The sequence below is a fragment of the Mycobacterium sp. 29Ha genome, from assembly GCF_032883055.1.
In the GTDB taxonomy this organism is placed as follows: domain Bacteria; phylum Actinomycetota; class Actinomycetes; order Mycobacteriales; family Mycobacteriaceae; genus Mycobacterium; species Mycobacterium gallinarum.
The window spans coordinates 152,125-175,696 of the sequence record NZ_JAMQTI010000002.1; the positions used below are offsets into that span (position 1 = coordinate 152,125).

The window sequence follows — 23,572 nt, forward strand, 5'->3', positions numbered from 1 at the left end:
GTCAGCCGCCGCTGCCGTAAGCCCGCGCGATGTCCGGGCTGTCCAGCCAACCCGAGTACGTCGGCCGTGACGGCCAGCCCTCCGGCGAGTCCTGCCATTCCTCCTGCCGCCCGTATGGCAGCAGATCGATCAGCGCGAAGGAGTGACTGAGCTGCTCGGTGCCGCGCCCGTTGGTGTGCCAGGTCCGGTAGACGGTGTCGCCGTCCCGCAGAAACACGTTGACTCCGAACCCTTCGCCCGGCGCGGCGTCGACGTCGGCACCGAACGACGTACCCGCCGCCGAGTACCACTCCATCCGGTTGCCGACCTTCTCGCGGTAGGCCAACGCCTCTTCGATCGGCCCGTTCGTGACGATCACGAACCGGGCGTCGTAGTTGTCGAGGAAATCCAGCCGGGTGAATTGCGAGGTGAAACCGGTGCAGCCGCCGCACTGCCATTCGGCGCCGTCTTCCCACATGTGGTGATAGGTGATGAGCTGCGTCCGCCCGTCGAAGATGTCGACGAGCCGGACGGGTCCGTCGGCACCGGCCAGCGTGTAGTCGTCCATCTTCACCATCGGCAGCCGTCTGCGCGCCGCGGCGATCGCATCGAGCTCGCGCGTCGCTGCTTTCTCGCGCCGCCGCAGATCGTCCAGCGCGGCGCGCCACGTCTGAACGTCGACCACCGGGGGCTTGCCCGCTGTCGTCGTCGCCTCAGTACTCATCGGCTCTCCCTTCGATGTTCCGGAAACGGTCTATAGAACGACTTCCCGCGACACCGAAACTCATCGGCCGATCAGACCTCCATCGCCTCGAACAGTGTCGCGAACTGCGCGGGCGTGATGGCGACGCCGCACTGGTTGCGCAGGTCCTTCAACGGGCTCGCGATGCGCGACAGGTCCAGGAATTCTCCGGGGTTGCCCATGAAGTAACCCCGCACGTTGTTGCGCGCCACGTCAGGTGGCTGCGTGGCGGCCGCGGTGAGAACGTCGTTGGCGCCGGGATGGCCGGCGAGGTAGCCGCCCGCCTCGGCGAGCACACCACCGGCGGTCACGGCGAGCCCGCTGGCGGTGCAGTCTGCGGCGCTGGCCATCGGCGCGCTGACGACGGCCACCGAGACCCCGAGAGCACATGCGGCGGCGACTCCGACGACTCGCGAGCGTGTGGGTTTGGCTGACTTGTTCATGCGGTGTCCTCAAGGTCGGGGCCGACGGATCAACTTCAGGGCTAACCTACCCGGCATCCCCGTCGAGAAACTCGCTCTGAGCATGAACAACGGTGGACACACGGCCCCACGGCCAAGCGGGGCAGAGTATGTTCATTTAGGTAAACCTCAGCTAAAAGCGCCGGGTTGGCGCGGGAAGGACCGCCTGAATGCGCCACCGTTGGAGCCGGATCGCCGCACTCGTGTCGGCCGTTGCTGTCGTGCTCGGAGCGACGTCGTGCTCGAGTTCGGACGAGAGCGACGAGTTACTGATCTACAACGCTCAGCACGAGTCGCTGACCAAAGAGTGGATCGACGCGTTCACGAAAGAGACCGGCATCAAGGTCACGTATCGCCAGGGCGGCGACACCGAGCTGGGAAACCAGCTGGTGGCCGAGGGCAACGGATCTCCCGCCGACATATTCCTGACGGAGAACTCGCCGGCGATGGCTGCGGTCGAGAAGGCGGGACTGTTCGCCGCTCTCGATCAAGCGACCCTCGATCAGGTTCCCGAGCAATACCGCCCGGCCACCGGCAAGTGGACGGGTGTCGCGGCGCGCAGCACCGTGTTCGTCTACAACCCCTCCAAGCTGACCCCGGATCAGCTGCCGAAGTCGCTGGTGGACCTGCAGAACCCCGAATGGAAGGGCCGCTGGGGCGCTCCCCCGACAAAGGCCGACTTCCAGGCCATCGTCGCCGCGCTGCTGCAGCTCAAGGGTGAGGCCGAAACCGCAAAATGGCTCGCGGCGATGAAGTCCGGCGCGACGTTGTACAGCGACAACATCGCCACGCTGAAGGCGGTCAACGCGGGCGAGGTCGACGGTGGCGTGATCTATCACTACTACTGGTTCCGCGATCGGTCGAAAACCAAAGAGATGAGCGCAAATACGGCGCTGCACTACTTCAAGAACGAGGATCCCGGCGCGTTCGTGAGCCTGTCGGGCGGCGGCGTGCTCGAGTCGAGCAAGAAGAAGGACGAGGCCCAGCAGTTCATCCGGTTCATCACCGGCAAGGCGGGCCAGGAGGTGTTGGAGAAGGGCACCTCGTTCGAGTATCCGGTCGCCAGCGGCGTGCCCGCCAACTCCGCGCTGCCGCCGCTGGACACGCTGCAGGCACCCGCGGTGGACCCGTCGACGCTGAACTCAGCGCAGGTGACGGATCTGATGACGAAGGCGGGCTTGCTGTAGGTGACTGCTGCTCCCCCCATTCCGGCGCCCGCTGCGGGGTCCCCGCGGTCCGAGGCCACCGCGAGGCCGGGTCCGCTGGTTTCGATAACCGTCGCGGTTCTGGTTGCCGCCACCTGCATTCCGCTGGGCTATGTGGTGTGGGGAACGGTGTCGGTCGGGTGGACGCGCGCCTACGAGTTGGTGGTCCGGCCTCGGGTCGGCGAACTGCTGTTCAACACCGTCGCGCTGGTGATCGTCACGGTGCCGCTCTGCGTGCTGATCGGCGTCGGCCTCGCGTGGCTGACGGAGCGGACCGACCTCCCCGGCCGGGGGTTTTGGCGCCCGTTGTTCGTTGCGCCACTGGCTGTTCCGGCCTTCGTCAACAGCTACGCCTGGGTCGGTGTCGTCCCATCGATCCACGGGTTGTGGGCCGGAGTCCTCATCACCACGCTGTCGTACTTCCCGTTCATGTACCTGCCGGTCGCGGCGACCCTGCGCCGGCTCGACCCTGCCGTCGAGGAGTCCGCACGCGCACTCGGATCGGGGTCGATAGGTGTGTTCTTCCGCGTCGTGTTTCCACAATTGCGATTGGCGATCCTGGGCGGCGGACTGCTCGTCGGCCTGCATCTGCTCTCGGAATTCGGCGCGTTCGCAATGATCCGGTTCGATACGTTCACCGTCGCGATCTTCCAGCAGTTCCAGGCCACCTTCGACGGTGCGGCGGGCAGCATGCTTGCCGGAGTTCTGGTCATCCTGTGCCTGGTACTCCTCACCGTGGAAGCGGTTGCGCGCGGCAAAGTCCGATTCGCCAGAATCGGATCCGGCGCGCCGCGTGCCGCAACCCCGAACCATCTGGGCCACAGCACAATCCCCGCATTGCTCGCAGTGACCGTTGTCGCAGTGCTGTCGCTGGGTGTTCCGGTCTGGACGCTGCTGCGCTGGCTGTGGATCGGCGGCGCCGACGTGTGGGACTTCGCCGCACTCGGCAATTCGCTCGGCCAGACCATCGGGCTGGCAGGTACCGCGGCGATCGTCACCACAGTGCTGGCCTTCCCCGTGGCATGGGTCGCGGTGCGGTCGAGCGGACTGCTCGCCCGCACAGTCGAGGGCGCCAACTACATCACCAGCGCCCTGCCGGGTATTGTCACCGCGCTCGCACTTGTCACCGTGGCGATCCATTACGTGCGACCGCTCTATCAGAGCGTCCCGCTGATCGTGTGCGCCTACGTCCTGCTGTTCATGCCGCGGGCACTGGTCAATGTCCGGGCCGGTCTCGCCCAGGTTCCGCCGAGCCTTGAGGAAGCGTCCCGGTCGCTTGGCGCGTCGCCGTCGGAAACGTTCGTCCGGGTGACGCTGCGGCTCACCGCGCCCGCCGCCGCCGCCGGGGCGTGCATGGTATTCGTGGCCGTGGCAACCGAACTGACCGCGACATTGCTGCTGGCGCCGACTGGCACCAGGACGTTGTCGATGATGTTCTGGTCGTGGAGTAGCGAACTCGACTACGCAGCCGCCGCCCCGTACGCAATGGTGTTGGTGCTGTTGGCCATACCCGTGACCGTCCTGCTCTTCCGTCAGTCGATGAAAGTGGCCGCACTGTGAGCGAAGTGATGGTCGATATTCGGGGACTCGCGAAGTCCTTCAACGACCATGTCGTGCTCGACCACATCGACCTGCAGCTCGAGAAGGGCAGCACCACTGCGGTTGTCGGCGCTTCGGGCTGCGGAAAGACGACGCTGCTACGGCTCATCGCCGGCTTCGAGACACCCGGCGAGGGAACGATAACGATCGACGGCCGCCAGGTCGCGAGCGCCAACCGCGCGGTGGCACCGCACCGGCGCCGTATCGGATATGTCGCACAGGACGGGGCGCTTTTCCCCCACCTGACCGTCGGCCAGAACATCGCCTACGGGATCCGCGGCGAGGGTCGCGCCAAGGTGCGTAGCCGTATCAGCGAGCTTCTCGAAACCGTTTCGCTCAACCCGTCATTCGCCGACCGCCGCCCGGACCAGCTCTCGGGCGGACAGCAGCAGCGCGTCGCATTGGCCCGGGCACTGGCCCGACAGCCGGTATTGATGCTGCTCGACGAGCCCTTCAGCGCCCTGGACACCGGACTGCGCGCGTCCACCAGGAAGGTGGTCGCGAGCCTGCTCGCCGATGCGGGCATCACGTCGCTGCTGGTGACCCACGACCAGGAGGAGGCGCTGTCGATCGCCGACCAGGTCGCGGTGATGCGCGACGGGCGGTTCACCCAGGTCGGCTCGCCGCAGTCGGTGTACCGGCAACCCGGTGATCGCTTCACAGCCGAATTCCTCGGCGACAGCATCACGCTGCCATGCGTCGTCGCGGCCGGGTTCGCCGACTGCGCCATCGGACGGGTCGCCGTGCGCGCGGACGACGGGCCGGGCACGTTGTTGCTGCGGCCCGAACAGCTTGTGGCGAAGGTCGTTTCGGACAGCGGTGAGCTGGACGGGGTCGGCAGGGTGCTGGCCGTCGAGTTCCTCGGCCACGACGTCCTGCTGACCATCGATCCCGCGGGCGACGTCGAGCCGATCATCGTGCGCCAGAACAGCCTCGAGCCCCCATCGATCGACGCGAAGGTGCGCATCGAGGTGGTGGGCAACGGAGTCGTGTTCACGTGAGGTCGCTCATCGAGCATCTGCGAGGGCACGGCGAGCGTGTCGCGGTTCTCACCGATGCCGCGCAACTGACCTACGTCGAGCTCGCGGACCGGGTCTCCGAGGCCGCCCAGGCTTTGGACGGCCCGCGCCGCCTCGTGCTTCTCGAAACGCGCAACGACATCTCGACGCTGGTCCACTATCTCGGCGCCCTGGCGGCCAACCACGTCGTACTAGCCGTCGCTGAGCGACGCGACCACACCGCGATCAAAGAGACCTACCGGCCCGACATCGTCATCGACGACAGCGGAGTCCACGTCCACCATCACGACGAACGCCAGATGCACGACGACCTCGCGCTGCTGATGTCGACGTCGGGCAGCACCGGCTCCCCGAAACTCGTGCGACTCTCGCACACGAATCTCGTCGCCAACGCCTCGGTCATCGCCGAGTATCTGGGTATCCGCGAAACCGACCGGGCCGCAACCACACTGCCGATGTCATATTGCTATGGACTGTCCGTGATCCACAGCCATCTGCTCGCGGGCGCCGGCCTGATACTGACCGACCGCTCCGTGGTCGACGAGGAGTTCTGGCGGCTGTTTCGCCGGCACCGCGGAACGTCGTTCGCGGGCGTGCCGTACACGTTCGAACTGCTCGAAAGCGTGGGCTTCGACGCCAGGGACCTACCCGAGCTGCGGTACGTCACCCAGGCCGGCGGAAGAATGCCACCCGAGCGGGTCCGCAGATTCGCCGAACTCGCTCAGGATGCAGGTTTCGAGCTGTTCGTGATGTACGGAGCCACCGAGGCGACGGCCCGGATGTCTTATCTACCACCGGAACTCGCGTTGTCCCGGCCGAATACGATCGGCCGCCCGATCCGCGGCGGATCGTTCTCCATCGAACCACTGGACGGCTGGGCCGACGACGCCGTCGGCGAGCTGGTCTACCGCGGCCCCAATGTGATGATGGGTTACGCGCACGGACCCACCGACCTGGAGCTCGGCAAGACGGTCGAGACGCTACGCACCGGCGACATCGCCCGACTCTGGCCCGACGGGCTGTACGAGGTCGTCGGCCGCAATAGCCGATTCGTGAAAATGTATGGCCTGCGTATCGATCTGGGACAGATCGAGACCGCGCTCCGCGCACGGGGAATTCAGTCGTTCTGCGCCAGCGATGACGACGCCCTTGTGGTCGCCGTCACCGGCAAGCACGACGATCGCGAGGTCCAGCGAGCGGCGGCCGAGGCGGCCGGTGTGCCCGCGGTGGCCGTGCGTGCCGTCACCGTCGAGGAACTGCCCCTGTTGCCCTCGGGCAAGCCCGATTACGAGACGGTGCGCCGGTTGACTCGCACGACCGACCAACGGCAAGCCACGGATTTGCACGGGTTGTTCGCAGATGTATTGCAGGTGGACACCGCGACGCTCGACCCGGACGCCAGCTTTGTCGACCTGGGCGGCAACTCGCTGTCCTACGTCACGATGACGGTGCGGCTCGAGCGGGCGATCGGCCAGCTGCCGTCGAATTGGCAGAACATGTCGATCCGGCAGCTCGAAAGCATCTCGAAACCGGCACGACGCAGTTGGCTGGCGACTCTGGAAACCAGCGTCGCGCTCCGCGCCGCCGCGATCGTGCTCATCGTCGGGTCTCACGCGGAACTGTTCGAGCTGTGGGGTGGGGCGCACATTCTGCTGGGTGTCGCCGGATACAACTTCGGCCGCTTCTGCCTGACCCCGGTACCACGCAACGACCGGGTGCGACATCTCGGCAACACGATCGCGTGGATCGCGGTGCCTTCGATGTTGTGGGTCGTGGTCGCGCTGCTGCTGACCGACCACTACACGTGGACAAATCTATTGCTGGCCAACAAGTTCCTCGGTCCGCACGACAGTATGACCGCAGGCCGATTGTGGTTCGTCGAAGTGCTGGTGTGGACGCTCGTCGTGCTGACCTTGGTGTTTTGGTTGCCACTCATTGATCGCCTGGAACGCCGCCTACCGTTCACGATCGCCGCCGTGTTCCTCGTCATCGGCTTGGCGCTGCGGTACGACATCCTCGGGATGAACCTCGGACGCGACGCGTGGTTCACCATGCTGGCGTTCTGGTTCTTCGCGATCGGCTGGGCGGCGGCGAAGGCGACGACGACGTGGCAACGCGTCGTGGTGTCGGTCGCACTTGTCGTCAGCCTGCATGGCTATTTCGACACCACCCTGCGCGATGTGATGGTGATGACCGGTCTGCTCCTGCTCATCTGGGTGCCGACGATCCGCTGTCCATCCGCGCTCACGGTGGCAGTCGGGGTGCTGGCCGAGGCGTCGCTGTACACCTACCTGGTCCACTACCAGGTCTACGCGTTGTTCGACGGCCACCCCGCACTCGGCGTGCTCGCCTCGCTGGCCGTCGGCGTCTTGCTCACCTACGTCGTGACGGTGTTGCGTCGCTGGCTGCGTGGCCGGTTCAGTTCGCTGCGCTCGGATACGTCGACCCGAACCAACGCTTTCACACAAATCTGAAATCTCTTCTGTCACTTTAGTTTCTGTTGTCACAGGCTGGGTTGGGCTGTCGGTGGTCGAATGTATGTTCGAGTCATGTTGGCGACTCCGGTTCAGGTGGCGATGGCCGCGCTGCGGTCCGCCCACGAGTCGCTGGCCGGCTGCGACCTGGACATGCTCACCCACCGCGAACTGCTCGACGTCCTCGACGAGCTGGAGATGTTGTCGTGCCAACTGCCCGCGCAGTGGCATCGTGCGCTGGCCCGGCTACAGACCGAAACGACGCCCAAGGAGTTGGGCGCCAAGAACTGGAAAGACGTGCTGCGGATCCGGTGGCGGATCTCAGCGACCGAGGCCAACCGCCGCCTGGCCGAAGCCGAAGTACTCGGGCCGCGACGGGCGTTGACCGGTCAACCGTTGGCGCCGGTGCTCGCGGCGACCGCCGCCGCCCAAGCCGCCGGGCAGATCACCGGTGAACATGTGGACAAGATCCGCGACGCCATGGGACGCCTTCCCGGGTTCGTGGATGCCGCCACGCGTGAGGAGATCGAACAGGACTTGGTGCGTATCGCGGTCGGTGTCGGACCCTACGAGCTGGGCAGGGCCGCCACCACGATGCTGTTCCTCTTGGATCAGGACGGCCCGGAACCCGAGGACACCGAACGACAGCGCAAACGCGGTCTCATTTGTGGCCCGCAGGGCCGTGACGGCATGGTCTCCATCAAAGGCGACCTGACGCCGGAAGCGTGGGCAGTGCTCGAACCCATCTTCGCCAAATGGGGCGCACCGGGCATGTGCAACCCCGACGACGACACCCCGTGCATCAGCGGCACCCCCTCACAGGAGCAGATCGATACCGATCACCGCACCCTGGCCCAACGCCAACACGACGCCCTGCTCGCCCTGGGCCGCAACGCGTTGGAATCCGGCGAGTTGGGTCAGCACAACGGGCTACCGACCTCGATCATCATCCGCACCACCCTCCAAGACCTCGAGTCCCGCGCCGGGGTGGGCACCACCGGCGGCGGCAGCCTCATGCCGATCACAGATGTGATCCGCCTGGCCGCCCACGCCCACCACTGGCTGGCGGTGTTCGACAAATCCACCGGACAAGCCCTGGACCTGTTCCGCGCGCGACGCACCGCGTCGGCGGCGCAGCGGATCATGTTGATCGCCCGTGACGGGGGCTGCACCAAACCGTGCTGCGCGGTGCCGGCCTACGGCGCCCAGGTGCATCACGCACTGCAGGATTGGGCCGACGGCGGCCACACCAACGTCAACGAGATGACCCTGGCCTGTGGGCCGGATAACCGCCTCGTCGACAAGGACAACGGCTGGACCACCACCATCAACGACCACGGCGACGCCGAATGGCACCCACCACCAGGCCTCGACACCGGCCAAACCCGCATCAACTACCACCACCGCCCCGAACTACTCCTGCGCCCACCAGACCAGGAGGACGGCAACAACGAACGCGGGCCATAGAGCAAGCCACGGGGTCAATCCCGTTCGGCGATAAGGCCTTCCTGGGCCAGCGTCGCCGCGATAACCCCATCGGCGCGGATCAGGCTGCCGGTCACGACGCCGCGTCCCCGCGCGGCGGCGGGCGAGCGTGTCTCCAATAGGTTCCACTCGTCGGCGCGTACCGATCGGTGGAACCAGATCGACGAGTCGGTGGTGCCGCTGCGATGCGTACGCGCTTTCATGGAATGTCCGTGCACCTGCAGTGCCGGATCGATCATGTACACGTCGGTGACGAACACGCCGACCAAGGTATGGACCGCTGGGTCGTCGGGCAGCGCGGCCGTTGTCCGCCACCAGAATCGGCGCACGAAATCTTCACCGGTGCCCTCATCGGAGATCCTGATGTCGAGTTCGTCCAACGGCATCGACGGCGCCGGCCCCGCAGGACCGCCCTGGGCGAGAGAGTCGGGGTCGTGCGGCATCGAGGACTGAGTGCCGTGTTCGGGACCGGGCAACTCGATGGCGAACGACACCGTGGCCGTCGTCAACAGCCGACCGTTCTGTCGGGCGTCGACACGACGCGCGGCTGCGGTCCGTCCGTCGAAAACCCTTGTCACGGTGTACTCGACGGGATCGCCGGCTTCGCCGCCGCGCAGGAACTGCAAATGCATGTTGGTCGGCGACCGGTCGGTGTCGACGGTTCGCCAGGCGGCGGCGAGGCTCTGTGCCATGAACTGGCCGCCGTAGGAACGCTTTCCCTCCGGACCGCTGGCCGGGCCGACCCAGGTGTCGTCGCTGTCGCCCTGCTTCAGATCGAACAACCCCAGCAGCGCGCTCACTCCACCGTCCCCGCATCCGTCAGGCGCGCGATGTCTTCCGCGCTCATTCCCAACCACTCCCCGAGCACCGCCGCGGTGTCGTCACCGAGCGCCGGGGCGACGGCCGCGGCCGGGTAGACCCCGCCGATCGCCATCGGCAACCCCGGCGCCAGGTATTCGCCGATGCGAGGCTGGTCGAGCTGGGTGAACATCGGATTCGCGGTCACCCGCTCGCCGCGCGCCGCTTCGTCGAATGTTTGGTACCGGTCCCACAACACGGACGTCGCCGACAGGGCGTCGGCGACCTCCTGCGCGCTGTGCTGGGAAAACCATTCGTTGAAGAGCCCGAATAGCGCGCCGCGGTGTTGGTACCGCTGTCCCTCGTCGCTGAAATCGGTTCCCAATGATTCTGCCAGCGCGGCAACGGCTTTCGTCGTCCCGGTCAGCTCGGTCAGATCGCGGAAGTGCCTGCCGGTCAGGGCGACGATCATGAACGACGCGCCGTCGGCGCTCGTGAAGTCCTGACCGTACTGGCCGTACACCGAATTCCCGATCCGCTGGCGCGCGGTGCCGTTGATCATGACTTCGGTGAAGAACCCCAGGTTGCCCGCCGTCGCCAGCGCGACGTTCTCCAGCGGAATGCTGATCCGCTGCCCCTGACCGGTCGCGTCACGGTGCCGCAGCGCGCTGACGACGGCTAACGCGGTGTAGATCCCGCAGGTGACGTCCCACGCCGGCAGGACGTGGTTGACCGGAGTGGCGAGGTCGGCGGGGCCGGTCACCATCGGAAATCCGATCGCGGCGTTGACGGTGTAATCGACGCCCGTGCCACCGTCCGCGCGCCCTGACACCTCGACATGGATCAGGTCAGGCCGCAGCCCCGTCAGGGTCTCATAGGAATGCCACTGCCGCCCAGCGACATTGGTGATCAGCACGCCGCTGTCCGCGATCAGTCGTTGCACCAGCTCCTGCCCGTCGGCCGAACGCATATCGGCGGCCACCGAACGCTTGCCCTTGTTGAGACCCGCCCAGTAGATGCTCTCGCCGTCGTCGGTGAGCGGCCAGCGCCGGTAGTCCGCCGCTCCCCCGATCGGATCGACGCGGATCACCTCGGCGCCCAGTTGGGCCAGCGTCATCCCAGCCAACGGCACCGCGACAAAACTGGAGATCTCGACGATGCGCACGCCGGCCAGCGGCCGGATGGGGTCCGAACTCACCCGGTCAAGCTATCAAGCGTCCAATCCATGCCTCAGGAGCGCGCGAGTTTGATCGCGGCTGCCTCGATGGTGTCCTCCGACAGCAGGACGTGCAGCGCCGCATCGCCGAGGGGGATGAAGCTGTCGTTGCTGGCGACGCGGTCGAGCCGGCCCGCGAAACCGTGCTTCCCCAACGTGGCCAGCACACCCTCGCCAACCCCTCCGGTCTCGCGGGTTTCGTCCACGATCAACACTCGCCCGGTGGCGTCGGCCTCGCGCAGCATGTCATCCACAGGCAGCGGCGCCAACCATCTCAGGTCGACGACACGCGCGTCGATACCGACCGACGCGAGCCTGCGCGCAACCCGCAGGCTCATCCGCAGTCCGTTGCCGAAGGTGAGCATCGTCAGATCCCTACCCTCGCCGTACGTCCGTGCCCGACCGACCGCCACGCCGGACTCCGGGTAACGCGCAAGCCAGCCGTCGTCGCTGTCCTCGTGGAGATCTCGCGTGTGATACAGCGCGATGGGCTCGAGGAACAGGCACACCGCGCCTGCTTGGGCCGCCGCCGCAGCACATGTGTGCAACATCGCCGCGGCGTCATCCGGACGCGCGGGCGACGCGATGACGACACCCGGGATGTCACGCATCGCGGCGATCGAGTTGTCGTTGTGAAAGTGCCCGCCGAAACCCTTCTGGTAGCCGTACGCGGCGATCCGCACAACCATCGGATTGCGGTACTGGCGATTGGAGAAGAACTGCAAAGTCGCCGCCTCCCCGCGAATCTGATCGGCGGCGTTGTGAAAGTAAGCGAGGTACTGGATTTCGGGAATCGGCAGCAGACCCGAGACGCCCGCCCCGAGCGCGAGACCAAGGATGGCCTGCTCGTCGAGCAGCGTGTCGAATACGCGGGCCGAACTGGTCGCCGCCAGCAGTCCGCGTGTGACGCCGTACACCCCGCCCTTCCGGGCGACGTCCTCGCCGAAGATCATCGCCTCCGGGTAGCGGTCCAGGATGTCGTGCAGCGCACGGTTGATCGCCGTCGCCACCGTGATCTGCGCATCTGTCTCGCCGGACTTGACCGAGGCGACCAGCGATGCGGGGACGGCGTCCCGGATGGCGTCGCTCGCGGTGCGCAGCGGCTCCATTACCGCATGCGCACTGTCGAGCTGCGCCAGCTCGCTGATCTGGTCGGCGAGTTCGATGACGTTGGCGCGCTTGGCTTCGTAACGGTCGAGCGTCTCCGCAGGTGTCAACACGCCGGTGTCGATCAACAGTTTCGCGATACACAGCACCGGGTCCCGGGCGTAGTCCGCGGTGATCTCCTCGGGACGCCGATATGCCGGCTCGTAATCGGAGCCGGCGTGACCCATCAACCGCACCGTACGCAGGTGCAGGAATGCCGGTCGCCGCCGGTTCCGTACCCACTCGGCGGCCGCGGTCGCCGCGTCGAAGGTCGCCGCGAGATCCGAGCCGTCTGCTGCGAAGTACGCCAAATCGTCACGCCCGCCGTATGTCCGCTCGATCCAGCCGGACGGTGTCTGCACGCTGATGCCGATTCCGTTGTCCTCGCAGACGAACAGCAACGGCATCGGCACACCTTGATACGCCGAGTGCAGTGCCGTGTTGATCGCCCCGACAGCGGTCGAGTGGTTCACCGACGCGTCGCCGAAGCTGCACACCGTGACCGCGTCGTCGGGCCACGCGCACGACACCCCGAGCTTCTTGGCCCGCGCGATCGAGAACGCCACGCCGACCGCGCGCGGAAGATGCGAGGCGATGGTCGACGTCTGCGGAATGATGTGCAGGTCGTAACGGCCGAACACCTTGTGCCGCCCGCCTGCGATCGGCTCATCGGTGGCCGCGACACAGCCGAGCAGCACATCGCGCAGCGCGTCACGACTTTCGACCAGAGCGGCACGAGCGAGATAGAAAGCGCCGGATCGATAGTGCAGCAGCGCAGGATCGGTTGGCCGAAGCGCGGCGGCCACCGCGCAGTTGCTCTCGTGGCCGGATGAACCGATGGTGTAGTAGCCCTTGCCCCGCGACCTCAAATAGCGCGCGGCCAAGTCGAGATGGCGGCTGCCCAGCGCGACGTCGAACAGCGCCAGGCACGCGCGCGCCGACAGCGCCGAACCGGCCCGGATGGGTTCGTCATCCGCAGGTCGCCGCTGCGCCGCGGCCATCGCCGAGATCGTCGCGGTGAAGTGGGCATCGATGGGTTCTGCCACGAATCTCCTGCGCTAGGGGCTTAATGTCGTGCGAGCCAATGCGTTTCGAACGAACTGAACAATGTTCGCCGCATCGGTTCGGTCGTGGTCCTGATCGGGGTCGTAGATTGCCAAACTGGCGCCCACGCAGTGCGCCCGCGAGCCGAACAGCGAAACAACCAGATCGGTGAGCTGATCCCAGGTAAGCCCGCCGGGTTCGTCCGCGACATCGGGTAAACCCTGCGCGGGAAACTCGAGCGGATCGAGCACGTCCAGATCGATGTGCAGCCACCACCTGTCGACGTGAGCGGCGAGTTCTGCCATCGCGGCGCGTCCCGCACCCGCCGGGTCATCGGCGACCTCCGCGAGCGGGGCAAGCCACACGCCGCTGTCCGCGAGTGTGCCGACATTGAATCGCCGCCTCCACGCATCGTCCCGGGGTCCGAGCACGATCAGTTGTTCGGGCCGCAGTGCCGGCAGTCGATCGCCAAGGCCGCCGGCGAGCAGCCGACCGGTCAGACCCAGCAGCAGGCCGATCTCGGTGTTGGCCGCCTCCCCGTCCTCCGATACGTCGAGCGGCATGGTGTCCTCATGGCCATCGACGAATACCAGTCCGACATCGCCGACATGATCACGCAGACCGGTCACGACGCCGAAGAGCGACGAACAATCGCCGCCGTATACGACAGGGAACCGACCTGCCAGGACCGCCTCGCCGACACGGATGTTCAGCGCGTCGGTCATGGCGAGCAGCGCGGTTTCGTTGATCAATCCGGTCGACGCGCCGCGTCCTCGATCCGGCTCGGGCAACACCAGGTCATGGGTCGTGACGTGGTGATGGTCGAAGGCATCGGCCAGCCCGGCGTTGTGCAGCACCTCGGCGGCCCTCGCCTGGTTCCCGGGACGGCCGTAGCCATCGAAGGGCACCCCGATCAATTCGATGTCGGCCATCGCTGTCACCCCTCGGTGATCAGCGCGCTGTCATCGCGACCGCTCAGCAGCAGGACGCCGTCACCGTCGATGATCACACCCCGAAGATACGGTGAGTTCTACGGAGATCACACCAGTTCGATGGCCTCGGCGATGGACGGCAATATGCGGCTCGGGCGGAACGGATAGCGCTCGATGTCCTCGACCGAGGTCGAGCCCGTCAGCACCAGGATGGTCTCCAGCCCGGCCTCGATACCGGCCACGACGTCGGTATCCATCCGGTCGCCGACCATCACGGTGTTCTCCGAGTGCGCCTCGATACGGTTGAGGGCACTGCGGAACATCATCGGGTTGGGCTTGCCGACGAAGTACGGTTCACGGCCGGTGGCCTTGGTGATCATCGCCGCCACCGAACCCGTGGCAGGAAGCGGACCCTCGGCCGACGGCCCGGTCACATCAGGATTCGTCGCGATGAAGCGGGCGCCGCCGAGAATCAGGCGGACGGCCTTGGTGATCGCCTCGAACGAATACGTCCGGGTCTCGCCCAGCACGACGAAGTCGGGGTCCACGTCGGTGAGTGTGTAGCCCACGGCGTGCAGCGCCGTGGTCAGGCCGGCCTCGCCGATCGTGTACGCCGACCCGCCGGGCAACTGGTCGGCCAGGAAAGCGGCGGTGGCCAGCGCGGACGTCCAGATCGATGCCTCGGGCACTGTCAGGCCCGAGCGCAGGAGCCGGGCGGACAGATCCCGTGGCGTGAAGATCGAGTTGTTGGTCAGGACCAGGAACGGGCGCTGCTTGTCGACCAACCGCTGCAGAAACTCGGCTGCGCCGGGCAGCGCGTGTTCCTCGCGAACGAGCACGCCGTCCATGTCGGTCAGCCAGCAACGCGGTTCTGAGCGCACCGGTCCAGTGTGTCAGGCCGCGCGCCGTCCGTAGGGATTCCGGACTAGCCCATCGGCATGTCGGGCATCGGCGCGTTACAGCGGTCCCGGAAATCGGCCGCGGCCTGCCGCACGGCGCGCAGCTCGTTGCTCACCTGAGGGTTCGCGTCGAAGTACGCCTGGATGTCGGCGGTCATCTGATCGCGGGGCTTGCCCTTGAGGCTTGTGAAGAAGGCGTTCACCTCCGGGTGCGTGAACAGATAGGACGACGTGCCCGCGGACACGCCGGCCATCACGCCCGCAAGGTCGGCGGCCGTGCAGTTCGGCGGATCTGCGGCCGCCGTTGCCACGCTGCCGAAAACCATTGCACCGGCGATCATGCCGGCGCCTAGAACGCTGCGAGAGAACATATGAAGCTCCTTACTCGAATGGACAATCGGATCTTGGCGCTGCTCGGTCACCGTGGGCCTATGCCTGGGCGTCCGCCACCACCACCGCCACCGCCTCCAGGACCTCCTGGGCGATTTGGACGCCCGGGATCCCAGATGATGTCGACGCCCCAGTCATCGCTGCAATACCAGGGGTCTGCGCAGTAGCCCGGATAAGCCGGACCCGCTTGGGGGGCGGTCGGGCCCCCGCCGCGCACCGTGCCCTGAGCGCACACGGTGGCGCCGCCGGCGTTTGTGCAATCTGCCAAGGCCTCGGGTGCCCCGGCGAGGGCGATGGGTACAGATGCCACAGCCAACCCCATGATCAGATATCGGTGAAACAGATTCACGGCTCCCCCTTTCCGCGAGTGAAAGGATCCGTATGCCCGCAGACTACGGTCACGAGCACGTCTCACCACGCGATTTGCAAAATTGACCCAACCGCAATGGCCAAGCTAAGAGTCGGACTCCGCTGATTTTCGCCGCCGTACGACAAAGCCGCTGGGACCAGCTAACTTTGGGCACGCCAGTACCATTCGAAACACCCCTCGGCTAGCTCGCCAGCTGTGTGCCTAGTACTGCGAAACGCGCTGCGGACCAAGCCCTGAGTGCTAGTGTCCGGCTATCCGGGTCGGGGCTTGGGGGCGGAAATGTCGCGAGATGAAGTGTGGTCGAAACCCGCCGCGATGGCGATCCCCAAAGAGGGCTACTTCGAGCTCGAGCGAGGTCGCTACGGCCCCACCTATCCCCGCACCCCGGCCTGCTACGGCTTCTCGATCATCGCGAAGGTCAAAGAGGGCCGCGAAGAGACGGTGCGGGCCTACGGCAAGACCATCGAGGAGACGATCGCGGCCAGCCCGGACGCCTTGGCGCCGCTGCGACTGCACTATCTCCGCTGGGTGCTCTTCGACGTCGGGTCCGGGCTGCACTTTCAATATCAGGGCATCTTCGACACCGATTTCGACAAGTACACCGAAGACGCGGTCGCGTTGTTCAGTGCCACCGGTATCACCACCGTGTTCACCAATCTCGAAGGCTTTCCTGAAGATTGGAAGGAGAACCCGGAAGCGTTTGTGAAGTTCGTCCGCGAGCACCAGTGCCCCAGCTTCCTGGAGTACGGCGAGTACCCCTACGTCACCGCCGACGAGATCAAGAAGGCGCTGAGACTGAAGGCCGCTTTCTCGACCATGCTCGACCAGATGCAATGACGTGCTCGAATTCGACGACATCCAGCACATCCTGCTGACTCGAACTCCGGCCATCACCGGGCGGTACGAGTTCCTGACGTTCGACACACCCGAGGGCGGAAGGGCGTGGCTTTCGGAGCTTCTACCCACGACCCAGTCGGCCACCGATGCCGTCGCCACGATGGACGAGTCGGATCGTTGGGTCACGTTGGCCTTCACTTGGAACGGTCTTCGTGCGCTGGGGGTGTCCGAAGAATCGCTGTCGACCTTCCCCGAAGAGTTTCGCGAAGGGATGGCTGCGCGCGCCGACATTCTCGGCGACACCGGAACCGCCGCGCCCGAGCACTGGCTCGGCGGTTTGGCGGGCGACGACCTGCACGCGATCGCAATTCTGTTCTCCCGCAACGACGAGCAGTACAAGCGTTCCATCACCGAACACGACAAGTTGCTCGCCCGCACCGACGGTGTGAGGTCACTGTCGTATCTGGACCTCAATGCGACACCGCCGTTCAACTACGCGCACGATCACTTCGGTTTCCGGGACCGCTTATCCCAGCCGGTGATGAAGGGGTCCGGCGAAGAACCGACGCCAGGATCCGGTGCCGCACTCGAACCGGGCGAGTTCATTCTCGGGTATCCCGACGAGAACGGACCGGTGGCGAACCTCCCTGAGCCACAGGAGTTGTCACGTAACGGCAGCTACATGGCCTACCGCCGGCTACAGGAACACGTCGCGGAATTCCGCGACTACCTCCGCGAGAACGCCGAGACGCCAGACGAGCAGGAACTACTCGCGGCGAAGTTCATGGGCCGTTGGCGCAGTGGCGCACCACTGGTCTTGGCGCCTGACAAGGATGACCCTGAGCTCGGGGCAGATCCGATGCGCAACAACGACTTCAACTTCAAGGAGATGGATCCGTTCGGCTATGCGTGCCCGCTGGGATCTCACGCCAGGCGGTTGAATCCGCGCGACACCGCGCACAACATGAATCGTCGGCGCATGATCCGCCGCGGCGCCACGTACGGTGAGGCACTGCCGGAAAATGCGCCCGACGACGGCGTGGACCGCGGCATCGCGGCATTCATCATCTGTGCCGATCTGGTCCGGCAGTTCGAATTCGCGCAAAACGTCTGGATCAATGACAAGACGTTTCACGAGCTCGGCAACGAGCACGACCCGATCTGCGGCACCCAGGATGGCACGCTGGACTTCACCGTGCCCAAGCGTCCGATCCGCAAGGTCCACAAGGGCATTCCGGCCTTCACCACTCTTCGGGGCGGCGCGTATTTCTTTCTGCCAGGGATGAACGCGATGCGCTACCTGGCTTCGCTCGGCGACTAGGAGGATCACCATGCGTGCTCGCACCTACAACCAGAGCCACATCCCACGGCCGCACTCCGGCGGGCGCCGCATCAGCATCTATTGGACGTGGAGCTATCCCTGGGAGTCGCAACGGGATCCGGCCGTCATCGAGAACCGGTTCTCCACCATCACCGAGGTGCGCAACGTCGCATGGCCCGCCTACGAGACACCGGAGTACAGCGCGGCGAACTTCCTGCAGGGCATCGCGGGAACGCTGGAGCTGTTCCACCGTTCCACCCTGGATTTCCAGGCACTGGCCGAGGAGGCGACCGGCCATCCCGTCGCCGTGTTCCAGCGCATCGATCAGGCGGGATACAAACTGCCGATCGACGAGCGCATCCTGGACGACACCGACACGTTGATGGTTTTCGGCCTCGACCATCTGCTCTCCGAACAGGAGGCCGCCCCGGAAGAGATTGCGGCGATCTCCGAGTGGCTGCAAAGAGAAGGTACGTGCCTGTTGCTGGCGCCCCACCACGACGTGGGATTCACCGACGACTACACCCAGCGGCAGGTCGAATACGAACATCACGGCGACCGCCTCGTGCCGCGACAGCAACGTTTCGGTCAGTACACCCGCTCACTGATGAAGGCGCTCGACGTCCCCGTCCACAACAGATGGGGACTGCGTCCCGCGGTGGTCGAAGGCACGAAGGAGATCGCGCCGTTGACCGGAAATCTCGATCTCGACGCGGCCCGGCTGCTCGACAACGTCACCACGTTCAACTTCCACCCGCATCTCCCGCACTACGAACTCACTGCACCCGAGGACGACAACCTGCGGGTGTTGGGGCGTCAGCGCGTCGACCCCAACCGACCACATCCGTTCACCGCGGAGGGCAACACCGAGTTCAACGCCTTGATTTGGATGCCGCCCACGGGTGAACGCGCCGGTGACATCGTGCTCATCGACTCCACGCACTTCACCACCCTGTTCGGCGGCACCGACAGCCTGCGCAACCTCTGGCACAACCTCGCGACCATGAAATAACACCCGCCGCTCAGTTGTCCTGACGCGTCATCCTCGGGGGTCGGCTCTGCGCAACACATTCTCCGCATGTCGCATCAGGGCCGCGTCGACGAGTTTCCCGTTGCGCCCGATCGCGCCGGTTCCGCCGGCTTCCGCACGCCGGTAGTCGGCCACGATGGCGCGGGCTGCGGCGAGTTCTTCGCCTGTCGGGGTGAAGATCTCGTTCGCGACGGCCACCTGCGACGGGTGGATCGCCCACTTGCCGTCGTATCCGAGCAGGCTCGCCCGCTGCGCCTCGCGCCGGTAGCCCTCCTCGTCCCGATAGCCCGGATAGGGCGCGTCGATCGCGTAGACGCCTGCCGCGCGCGCCGCCGCGAGCACCTGCACCCGTACGGCATGCCAGTAGTCGCCCGGATAGTCACCGGCCGGTCCGAAGTTGCCGTCGACGCGTGCCCGCAATGACGCCGACAGATCCCCCGCCCCGAAGATCACCGCTTCCACCCGAGGGCTGGCACGCGCGATCTCCGCCGCATTCAGTAGCCCTTCGGCCTCCTCGATGAGCACTTCCACCGCGATCGGACGCGACAGGCCGAGCTTTGCCTCCAATTGGGTGAGCAGGACGTCGACCCACCAAACGTCACGTGCAGTCAGCGCTTTCGGGATGATGATGACGTCGAGCGCGTCCCGGGCCCCGGTGACGACCTCGATGATGTCGTCGTGGCACCACTGAGTGTCGAGACCGTTGATCCGCACCGCTCGGACGGTGGTGCCCCAGTCCAGACCGGTCAGCGCCGCGACGGCCGTCGCGCGGGCCGATTCCTTCACGGACGGGGCGCACGCGTCCTCGAGGTCGAGAAACACCAGATCGGCACCGCTGCGCGCGGCCTTCTCGCACATGTGCGCATCGCTCGCCGGTGTCGCCAACTCGCTTCTGCGGGGCATCAGATCGTCCCCGCGGAGCGCAGGTCCGCAAGCCGGTCGTCGTCGAGCCCGAGCAGGTCTCGGTAGACCGCATCGTTGTCCGCACCCAGCGCCCGGCCGAGATGGTCGATGCGGCCCGGCGTTTCGCTCAGCCTGGCGACTGGCGCCTGTACGGTCATCTCCCCCAGATCCGGATCGTCAACCGACACAAAAACTCCCCTTGCCCGTAGATGTTCGTCGGCCATTAGTTGCGCCGCATCGTAGACCGGTGCCGCCGCAACGTGTTCGGCGAGAAACACCTTCATCGCGTCGGCGAGTGTGCGTTCGCATATCCACGCGGCGACGAGGGCGTTGATCTCGTCGGCCCTGGCCTGGCGTGGGATCGGGTCGACGTACTCGGGCCGGTTCGCGAGATCGGGCCGGTCGATGGCGCGGTAGAGACGGGCGGCGATGCTGGACGACGCACTCGAAATCGCGATCCACTTGTCATCGGACGTCCGATATGCGTTACGGGGCGCGCTCGCGTCAGCGCGGTTGCCGGTGCGGCCCTGGATCTGTCCGAGCTGGTCGTAGGCCAGCGTGGCCTGTTCGACGAGTCGGGCCAACGGTTCGACGAGGCTGACGTCGACCAGTTGACCACCGCCACGGTGGACATCGCGGTGATACAGCGCCGCCAGCACGGCGTAGGTGGCCGACTGCGCGGCGACGCCGTCGGCGAGCATGAAGGGCGGCAGGGTCGGCGGACCGTCCGCCTGCCCGCAGACGTGGGCGAATCCGCTCATCGCCTCGGCGAGGGTGCCGAATCCGGGGCGGTCGCTGGCGGGCCCGCCGAGGCCGTAACCCGTCACGTGCAGGACCACCAGATTCGGGTGCCGTTCGTGCAGCGACTCGTAGTCCAGCCCCCAGCGGGCCAGAGTGCTGGGCCGGGTGTTGACGACGAAGACGTCGCTGTGCGCCAGCAGGCCATGCAGCAGGTCGCGCCCGACGTCGGTACGCAGGTCGAGCGTGACGCATTTCTTGTTGCGGCTCACGCTTTTCCAGACCAGCCCGATGTCGTCGCGCCGCACGCCCCAGGTGCGGAGCGGGTCACCGACTCCGGGCTGTTCGACCTTGATGACGTCGGCGCCGAATTCGCCGAGCGCGGTCGCTACCAGCGGGCCCGCCGCGAGTGTCGCGGCGTCGACCACCCGCAAACCCGACAGCGGCAGTGCGCTCGCCGGGGTTCTCATAGCGCCGGTTCGGCGACCATCTCGAAGAAGGCTGCACCGGAGTCGGGGATGCGGTTCTGCTTGAAGATGTTCACCGCATACGACACCAGGATCATCGAGAACAGCATGTTCATCAGGCGCTTGGCCGCAGAGTCGAGGTTGTTGACGTCGAGCCCGTCGAGGTAGGCGATGGCCCGTTCGGCATGCGGGGCAATCCCGTCGTAGAACGCCACCAGGTCGTCGTAAGGCCGGTCGAGCCGCGCGGCATAGCGTTCGGCACGGGTGGGCAGCGCCCAGTCGTCGACCCACTGTTCCAGCTCGGAGAAGCCCTCCGGTAGTTGGCGTTCCGTCATGGCCTCTGCTCCTCACCGGACTGGTACGCCGCTACGGTGTCGCGGATCACGGAGTGGAACTGCCGGATGAGCAGTTCCTGATCGGATAGGTAAAAGCTGTTCTGCGCCCGGGTCTTCAGCGCCGAATGCGTGGCCTCGATCGTGTTGACGTCCTGCATCGCGAACTCGATGGTGCTGTCGACAACCACTTCCTGAGCCAGGCGCTCGTGGGCGTTGGCGGGCGGCACGAAATACATGTCGATCTCGTAGATGTGGGTGTCGACTGTCTCGGGCCAGTACGTGTAAGTGATGTAGTAGTTGCGCGCCCAGATCTGGATCGAGATGTTCGGGAACACCCAGAACTGGTCATTGCCCCACGATGCGATCTCGCCGCGGTTGAGGAAACCGGGCAACGGGCCGATGTCGGGCACGTCGTCGGGCCCGAAAAGCCCTGCGCGGAAAAGCTTGTACACCCATCGCTGATCCTGGCGCGGCTCACCCGCACTTCCCGGTGCGCGCGGCGGAAGGATCGGCGGGCCCGGCACGGAAGTGAGCATGTGCGGCCGAAACAGGTCGTAATGGTAGGAGTCGACCGGCGGCACCATCTTCTCGGCCTTCGACACGTCAGGGTCGATGAACCGGCCGTGCACATACGGTGGGTGGTACCACTCGCATACGGAGTCGACGGCCAGTTTCCAGTTGCCCTTGATCTGCGTGGAGAACCCGTAGTGCTGCGTCATGAGGTGGAACGGATACGTCTCCATTCCCAGCAGACCCTCGCCGAGGAACGTGCGCAGCGGCACCGGATCGTCGGCGAGGTTGATGAAGATGAAACCGGCCCACACTTCGCAATGCACGGGCGGCATGCGGAGTTTCGATTTGTCGAGGTCGAAGAACTCCTCCTCGTTGGTGATGTGGTTGACGACGCCGTTGAGCCCGTACCGCCAACCGTGATACTTGCAGGCGAAGGCGCGGCAACTGCCCGATGACTCCTCGGCCGGATGTTCCTGCCAGACCACCTTGTTGCCCCGGTGCGCGCAGACGTTGTGGAAGGCGTAGACGTTGTCGTCGAGGTCGCGGGTGATGACGATCGATGCCAGTCGGCCCGGCAGCTCGCGGGTGAAATAGGAACCCTTGCGCGGCAGGCGTTCCATGCGTCCGACGCACAACCAGCTGCGCTCGAACACAGCCTTGCGCTCGGCGGCGAAGAACTCCTCGGAAATGGAGTCCTCGTAGTTGACCGGCCCCGTGCCGAGGTCTGGGTAGTCGGTGGTGAACTTGCCGCGCCCGGTGGCGAGCTTCTGTTGAATTCCGGTCATGGGGTGACTCCTTGACTGGGCTGTTTTCCGTCGGACCAGGGCTGCTGATCCCAGGGTCGGTCGAGCGGTTCCATCTCTCCTCCGAATGGAAAAAACACCCGCTGGGCATAGGTTTCGCGGCCCAGGCCGTGGCCGAGCTCGTTGACGAACGCGCGCTTGAGCGGATTGGTGAAGAGCTGACGTGTGTACCGCAGCGTCAGCGGTGGCCGCTTGATGAGTTCCCGGGCGTGCTCCCAGGCGCGGTCGATCACCTTGTCCTTCGGGAGCACCTCGTTGACCACACCCCACTCCTTGGCCTCCTGCGCACTGAGCTTCTGCCCCGTCAGCAAGAAATAGCGTGCGCGGTTGTGGCCGGCGAGGATGCTCCAGATCACGTGCTGGCCGTCCCCGGGCACCTGGCCGCGCGGGAAGTGCGACGCATCCTGGAAGTAGGTGTCCTCGGAGGCCAGCACGATGTCGCCCATGATCGGCACTTCGGAGTGCATGTTGCAGGGGCCGTTGACGGCGCTGATCATCGGGACGTCGACGTCGAGCACATTGAAAATGAGATGCCTGGCATACCAGGCCTTCTCGTCGAGCTTGTGCGTGCCCCGGTCGCCGGGCATCGCCTGGTACACGGGCTCGTCGGGTGGTTCACCGTTGGGCAGTCGGCCCCAGTTGGCGTTGTAGTTCTCGCCGGTTCCGGTGTGGATGAGCACCTTGATCTCGCGGTCGCCGGCGATGTCGGCGAAGGCATCCGACATTTCGTCGTGGGCTTTCCAGCTCCACACCAGGCTGTCGCCGTCGGTGTGGCACTGCATGAACAGGATGCCGTCGTCGGTCAGCTCGAACTTGTAGTTGGCGTAGCTGTTTTGGTACTCGCTGAATCTCGATCTCTTCGCCAT

22 protein-coding genes are annotated in these 23,572 nt (G+C 65.8%); 8 read left to right on the forward strand and 14 right to left on the reverse strand.

Going from position 1 to position 23,572, the window contains the following annotated elements:
• Position 1 precedes the first annotated feature (1 nt).
• Together M1248_RS03300 and M1248_RS03305 are read right to left on the reverse strand one after the other, a co-directional pair.
• On the reverse strand, positions 2-703 hold the full coding sequence (locus tag M1248_RS03300; RefSeq protein ID WP_163726064.1) for a DUF899 domain-containing protein: 702 nt from the start codon (positions 701-703) through the stop codon (positions 2-4).
• Between the two features lie 71 nt (positions 704-774).
• Positions 775-1,164, reverse strand: coding sequence for a heme-binding protein (locus tag M1248_RS03305; RefSeq protein WP_163726061.1), 390 nt, complete (start codon positions 1,162-1,164; stop codon positions 775-777).
• A 188-nt stretch (positions 1,165-1,352) separates the two neighbouring features.
• On the opposite strand from M1248_RS03305, the gene M1248_RS03310 reads away from it, so the two are divergent.
• From M1248_RS03310 to M1248_RS03330, 5 genes are read left to right on the forward strand one after another with little or no spacing between them, the layout of a single operon-like run.
• Entirely contained in the window at positions 1,353-2,369 is a 1,017-nt protein-coding gene (locus tag M1248_RS03310) for an iron ABC transporter substrate-binding protein (RefSeq protein ID WP_317147533.1), read from the forward strand.
• Positions 2,370-3,947: an iron ABC transporter permease gene (locus M1248_RS03315; protein WP_317147534.1), complete on the forward strand. Its 1,578-nt coding sequence runs from the start codon at positions 2,370-2,372 to the stop codon at positions 3,945-3,947.
• A gap of 8 nt (positions 3,948-3,955) precedes the next feature.
• The gene (locus tag M1248_RS03320) at positions 3,956-4,987 is read left to right on the forward strand and encodes an ABC transporter ATP-binding protein (protein WP_174262209.1); all 1,032 of its coding nucleotides are present in this window, start codon (positions 3,956-3,958) and stop codon (positions 4,985-4,987) included.
• A complete protein-coding gene (locus tag M1248_RS03325) occupies positions 4,984-7,479 on the forward strand; it encodes an AMP-binding protein (RefSeq protein WP_317147535.1) in 2,496 nt (831 codons plus the stop codon). Before M1248_RS03320 ends, M1248_RS03325 begins: the two co-directional genes overlap by 4 nt.
• Positions 7,480-7,539: 60 nt before the next feature.
• Positions 7,540-8,946 carry an HNH endonuclease signature motif containing protein gene (locus M1248_RS03330; protein WP_317147536.1) on the forward strand — a complete coding sequence of 469 codons (1,407 nt, stop codon included), beginning with the start codon at positions 7,540-7,542 and terminating at the stop codon, positions 8,944-8,946.
• Between the two features lie 14 nt (positions 8,947-8,960).
• Here the strand turns inward: M1248_RS03330 and M1248_RS03335 are convergent, their stop codons facing one another.
• The 7 genes from M1248_RS03335 to M1248_RS33315 all read right to left on the reverse strand — a co-directional run bounded on the left by M1248_RS03335 (position 8,961) and on the right by M1248_RS33315 (position 15,711).
• Positions 8,961-9,764 (reverse strand): acyl-CoA thioesterase, encoded by an 804-nt coding sequence (locus M1248_RS03335; RefSeq protein WP_163726044.1) that lies wholly within the window; start codon positions 9,762-9,764, stop codon positions 8,961-8,963.
• The gene (locus tag M1248_RS03340) at positions 9,761-10,960 is read right to left on the reverse strand and encodes a CoA transferase (protein WP_163726040.1); all 1,200 of its coding nucleotides are present in this window, start codon (positions 10,958-10,960) and stop codon (positions 9,761-9,763) included. The genes M1248_RS03335 and M1248_RS03340 overlap by 4 nt, the downstream gene beginning before the upstream one ends.
• Positions 10,961-10,992: 32 nt before the next feature.
• Positions 10,993-13,170, reverse strand: coding sequence for a thiamine pyrophosphate-dependent enzyme (locus M1248_RS03345; protein ID WP_317147537.1), 2,178 nt, complete (start codon positions 13,168-13,170; stop codon positions 10,993-10,995).
• A gap of 12 nt (positions 13,171-13,182) precedes the next feature.
• Positions 13,183-14,100, reverse strand: a complete 918-nt coding sequence (locus M1248_RS03350; RefSeq protein ID WP_317147538.1) for an arginase family protein — start codon at positions 14,098-14,100, stop codon at positions 13,183-13,185.
• A 107-nt stretch (positions 14,101-14,207) separates the two neighbouring features.
• Positions 14,208-14,981, reverse strand: a complete 774-nt coding sequence (locus M1248_RS03355; protein ID WP_163726035.1) for an HAD-IIA family hydrolase — start codon at positions 14,979-14,981, stop codon at positions 14,208-14,210.
• 44 nt (positions 14,982-15,025) lie between these two features.
• Complete coding sequence (locus M1248_RS03360) at positions 15,026-15,370, reverse strand: heme-binding protein (RefSeq protein WP_163686147.1); 345 nt, start codon at positions 15,368-15,370, stop codon at positions 15,026-15,028.
• A 47-nt stretch (positions 15,371-15,417) separates the two neighbouring features.
• Positions 15,418-15,711, reverse strand: a complete 294-nt coding sequence (locus M1248_RS33315; protein ID WP_232076462.1) for a hypothetical protein — start codon at positions 15,709-15,711, stop codon at positions 15,418-15,420.
• 327 nt (positions 15,712-16,038) lie between these two features.
• Here M1248_RS33315 and M1248_RS03365 point away from each other — a divergent pair, with 327 nt between their 5' ends.
• The 3 genes from M1248_RS03365 to M1248_RS03375 are packed head-to-tail and all read left to right on the forward strand — an operon-like array spanning position 16,039 to position 18,929.
• Entirely contained in the window at positions 16,039-16,596 is a 558-nt protein-coding gene (locus M1248_RS03365) for a hypothetical protein (RefSeq protein WP_163686148.1), read from the forward strand.
• A 1-nt stretch (position 16,597) separates the two neighbouring features.
• A complete protein-coding gene (locus M1248_RS03370) occupies positions 16,598-17,917 on the forward strand; it encodes a peroxidase (protein WP_317147539.1) in 1,320 nt (439 codons plus the stop codon).
• 10 nt (positions 17,918-17,927) lie between these two features.
• Positions 17,928-18,929: a hypothetical protein gene (locus tag M1248_RS03375; protein ID WP_163726026.1), complete on the forward strand. Its 1,002-nt coding sequence runs from the start codon at positions 17,928-17,930 to the stop codon at positions 18,927-18,929.
• Between the two features lie 27 nt (positions 18,930-18,956).
• Here M1248_RS03375 and M1248_RS03380 read toward each other — a convergent pair whose 3' ends face one another.
• The 5 genes from M1248_RS03380 to M1248_RS03400 are packed head-to-tail and all read right to left on the reverse strand — an operon-like array spanning position 18,957 to position 23,572.
• Positions 18,957-19,850, reverse strand: coding sequence for a CoA ester lyase (locus M1248_RS03380; protein ID WP_317147540.1), 894 nt, complete (start codon positions 19,848-19,850; stop codon positions 18,957-18,959).
• Entirely contained in the window at positions 19,850-21,058 is a 1,209-nt protein-coding gene (locus tag M1248_RS03385) for a CoA transferase (RefSeq protein ID WP_317147541.1), read from the reverse strand. The genes M1248_RS03380 and M1248_RS03385 overlap by 1 nt, the downstream gene beginning before the upstream one ends.
• Positions 21,055-21,390 (reverse strand): hypothetical protein, encoded by a 336-nt coding sequence (locus M1248_RS03390; RefSeq protein ID WP_317147542.1) that lies wholly within the window; start codon positions 21,388-21,390, stop codon positions 21,055-21,057. Before M1248_RS03390 ends, M1248_RS03385 begins: the two co-directional genes overlap by 4 nt.
• On the reverse strand, positions 21,387-22,688 hold the full coding sequence (locus M1248_RS03395; RefSeq protein ID WP_317147543.1) for an aromatic ring-hydroxylating dioxygenase subunit alpha: 1,302 nt from the start codon (positions 22,686-22,688) through the stop codon (positions 21,387-21,389). The genes M1248_RS03390 and M1248_RS03395 overlap by 4 nt, the downstream gene beginning before the upstream one ends.
• Positions 22,685-23,572, reverse strand: coding sequence for an enoyl-CoA hydratase/isomerase family protein (locus M1248_RS03400; RefSeq protein ID WP_317147544.1), 888 nt, complete (start codon positions 23,570-23,572; stop codon positions 22,685-22,687). The genes M1248_RS03395 and M1248_RS03400 overlap by 4 nt, the downstream gene beginning before the upstream one ends.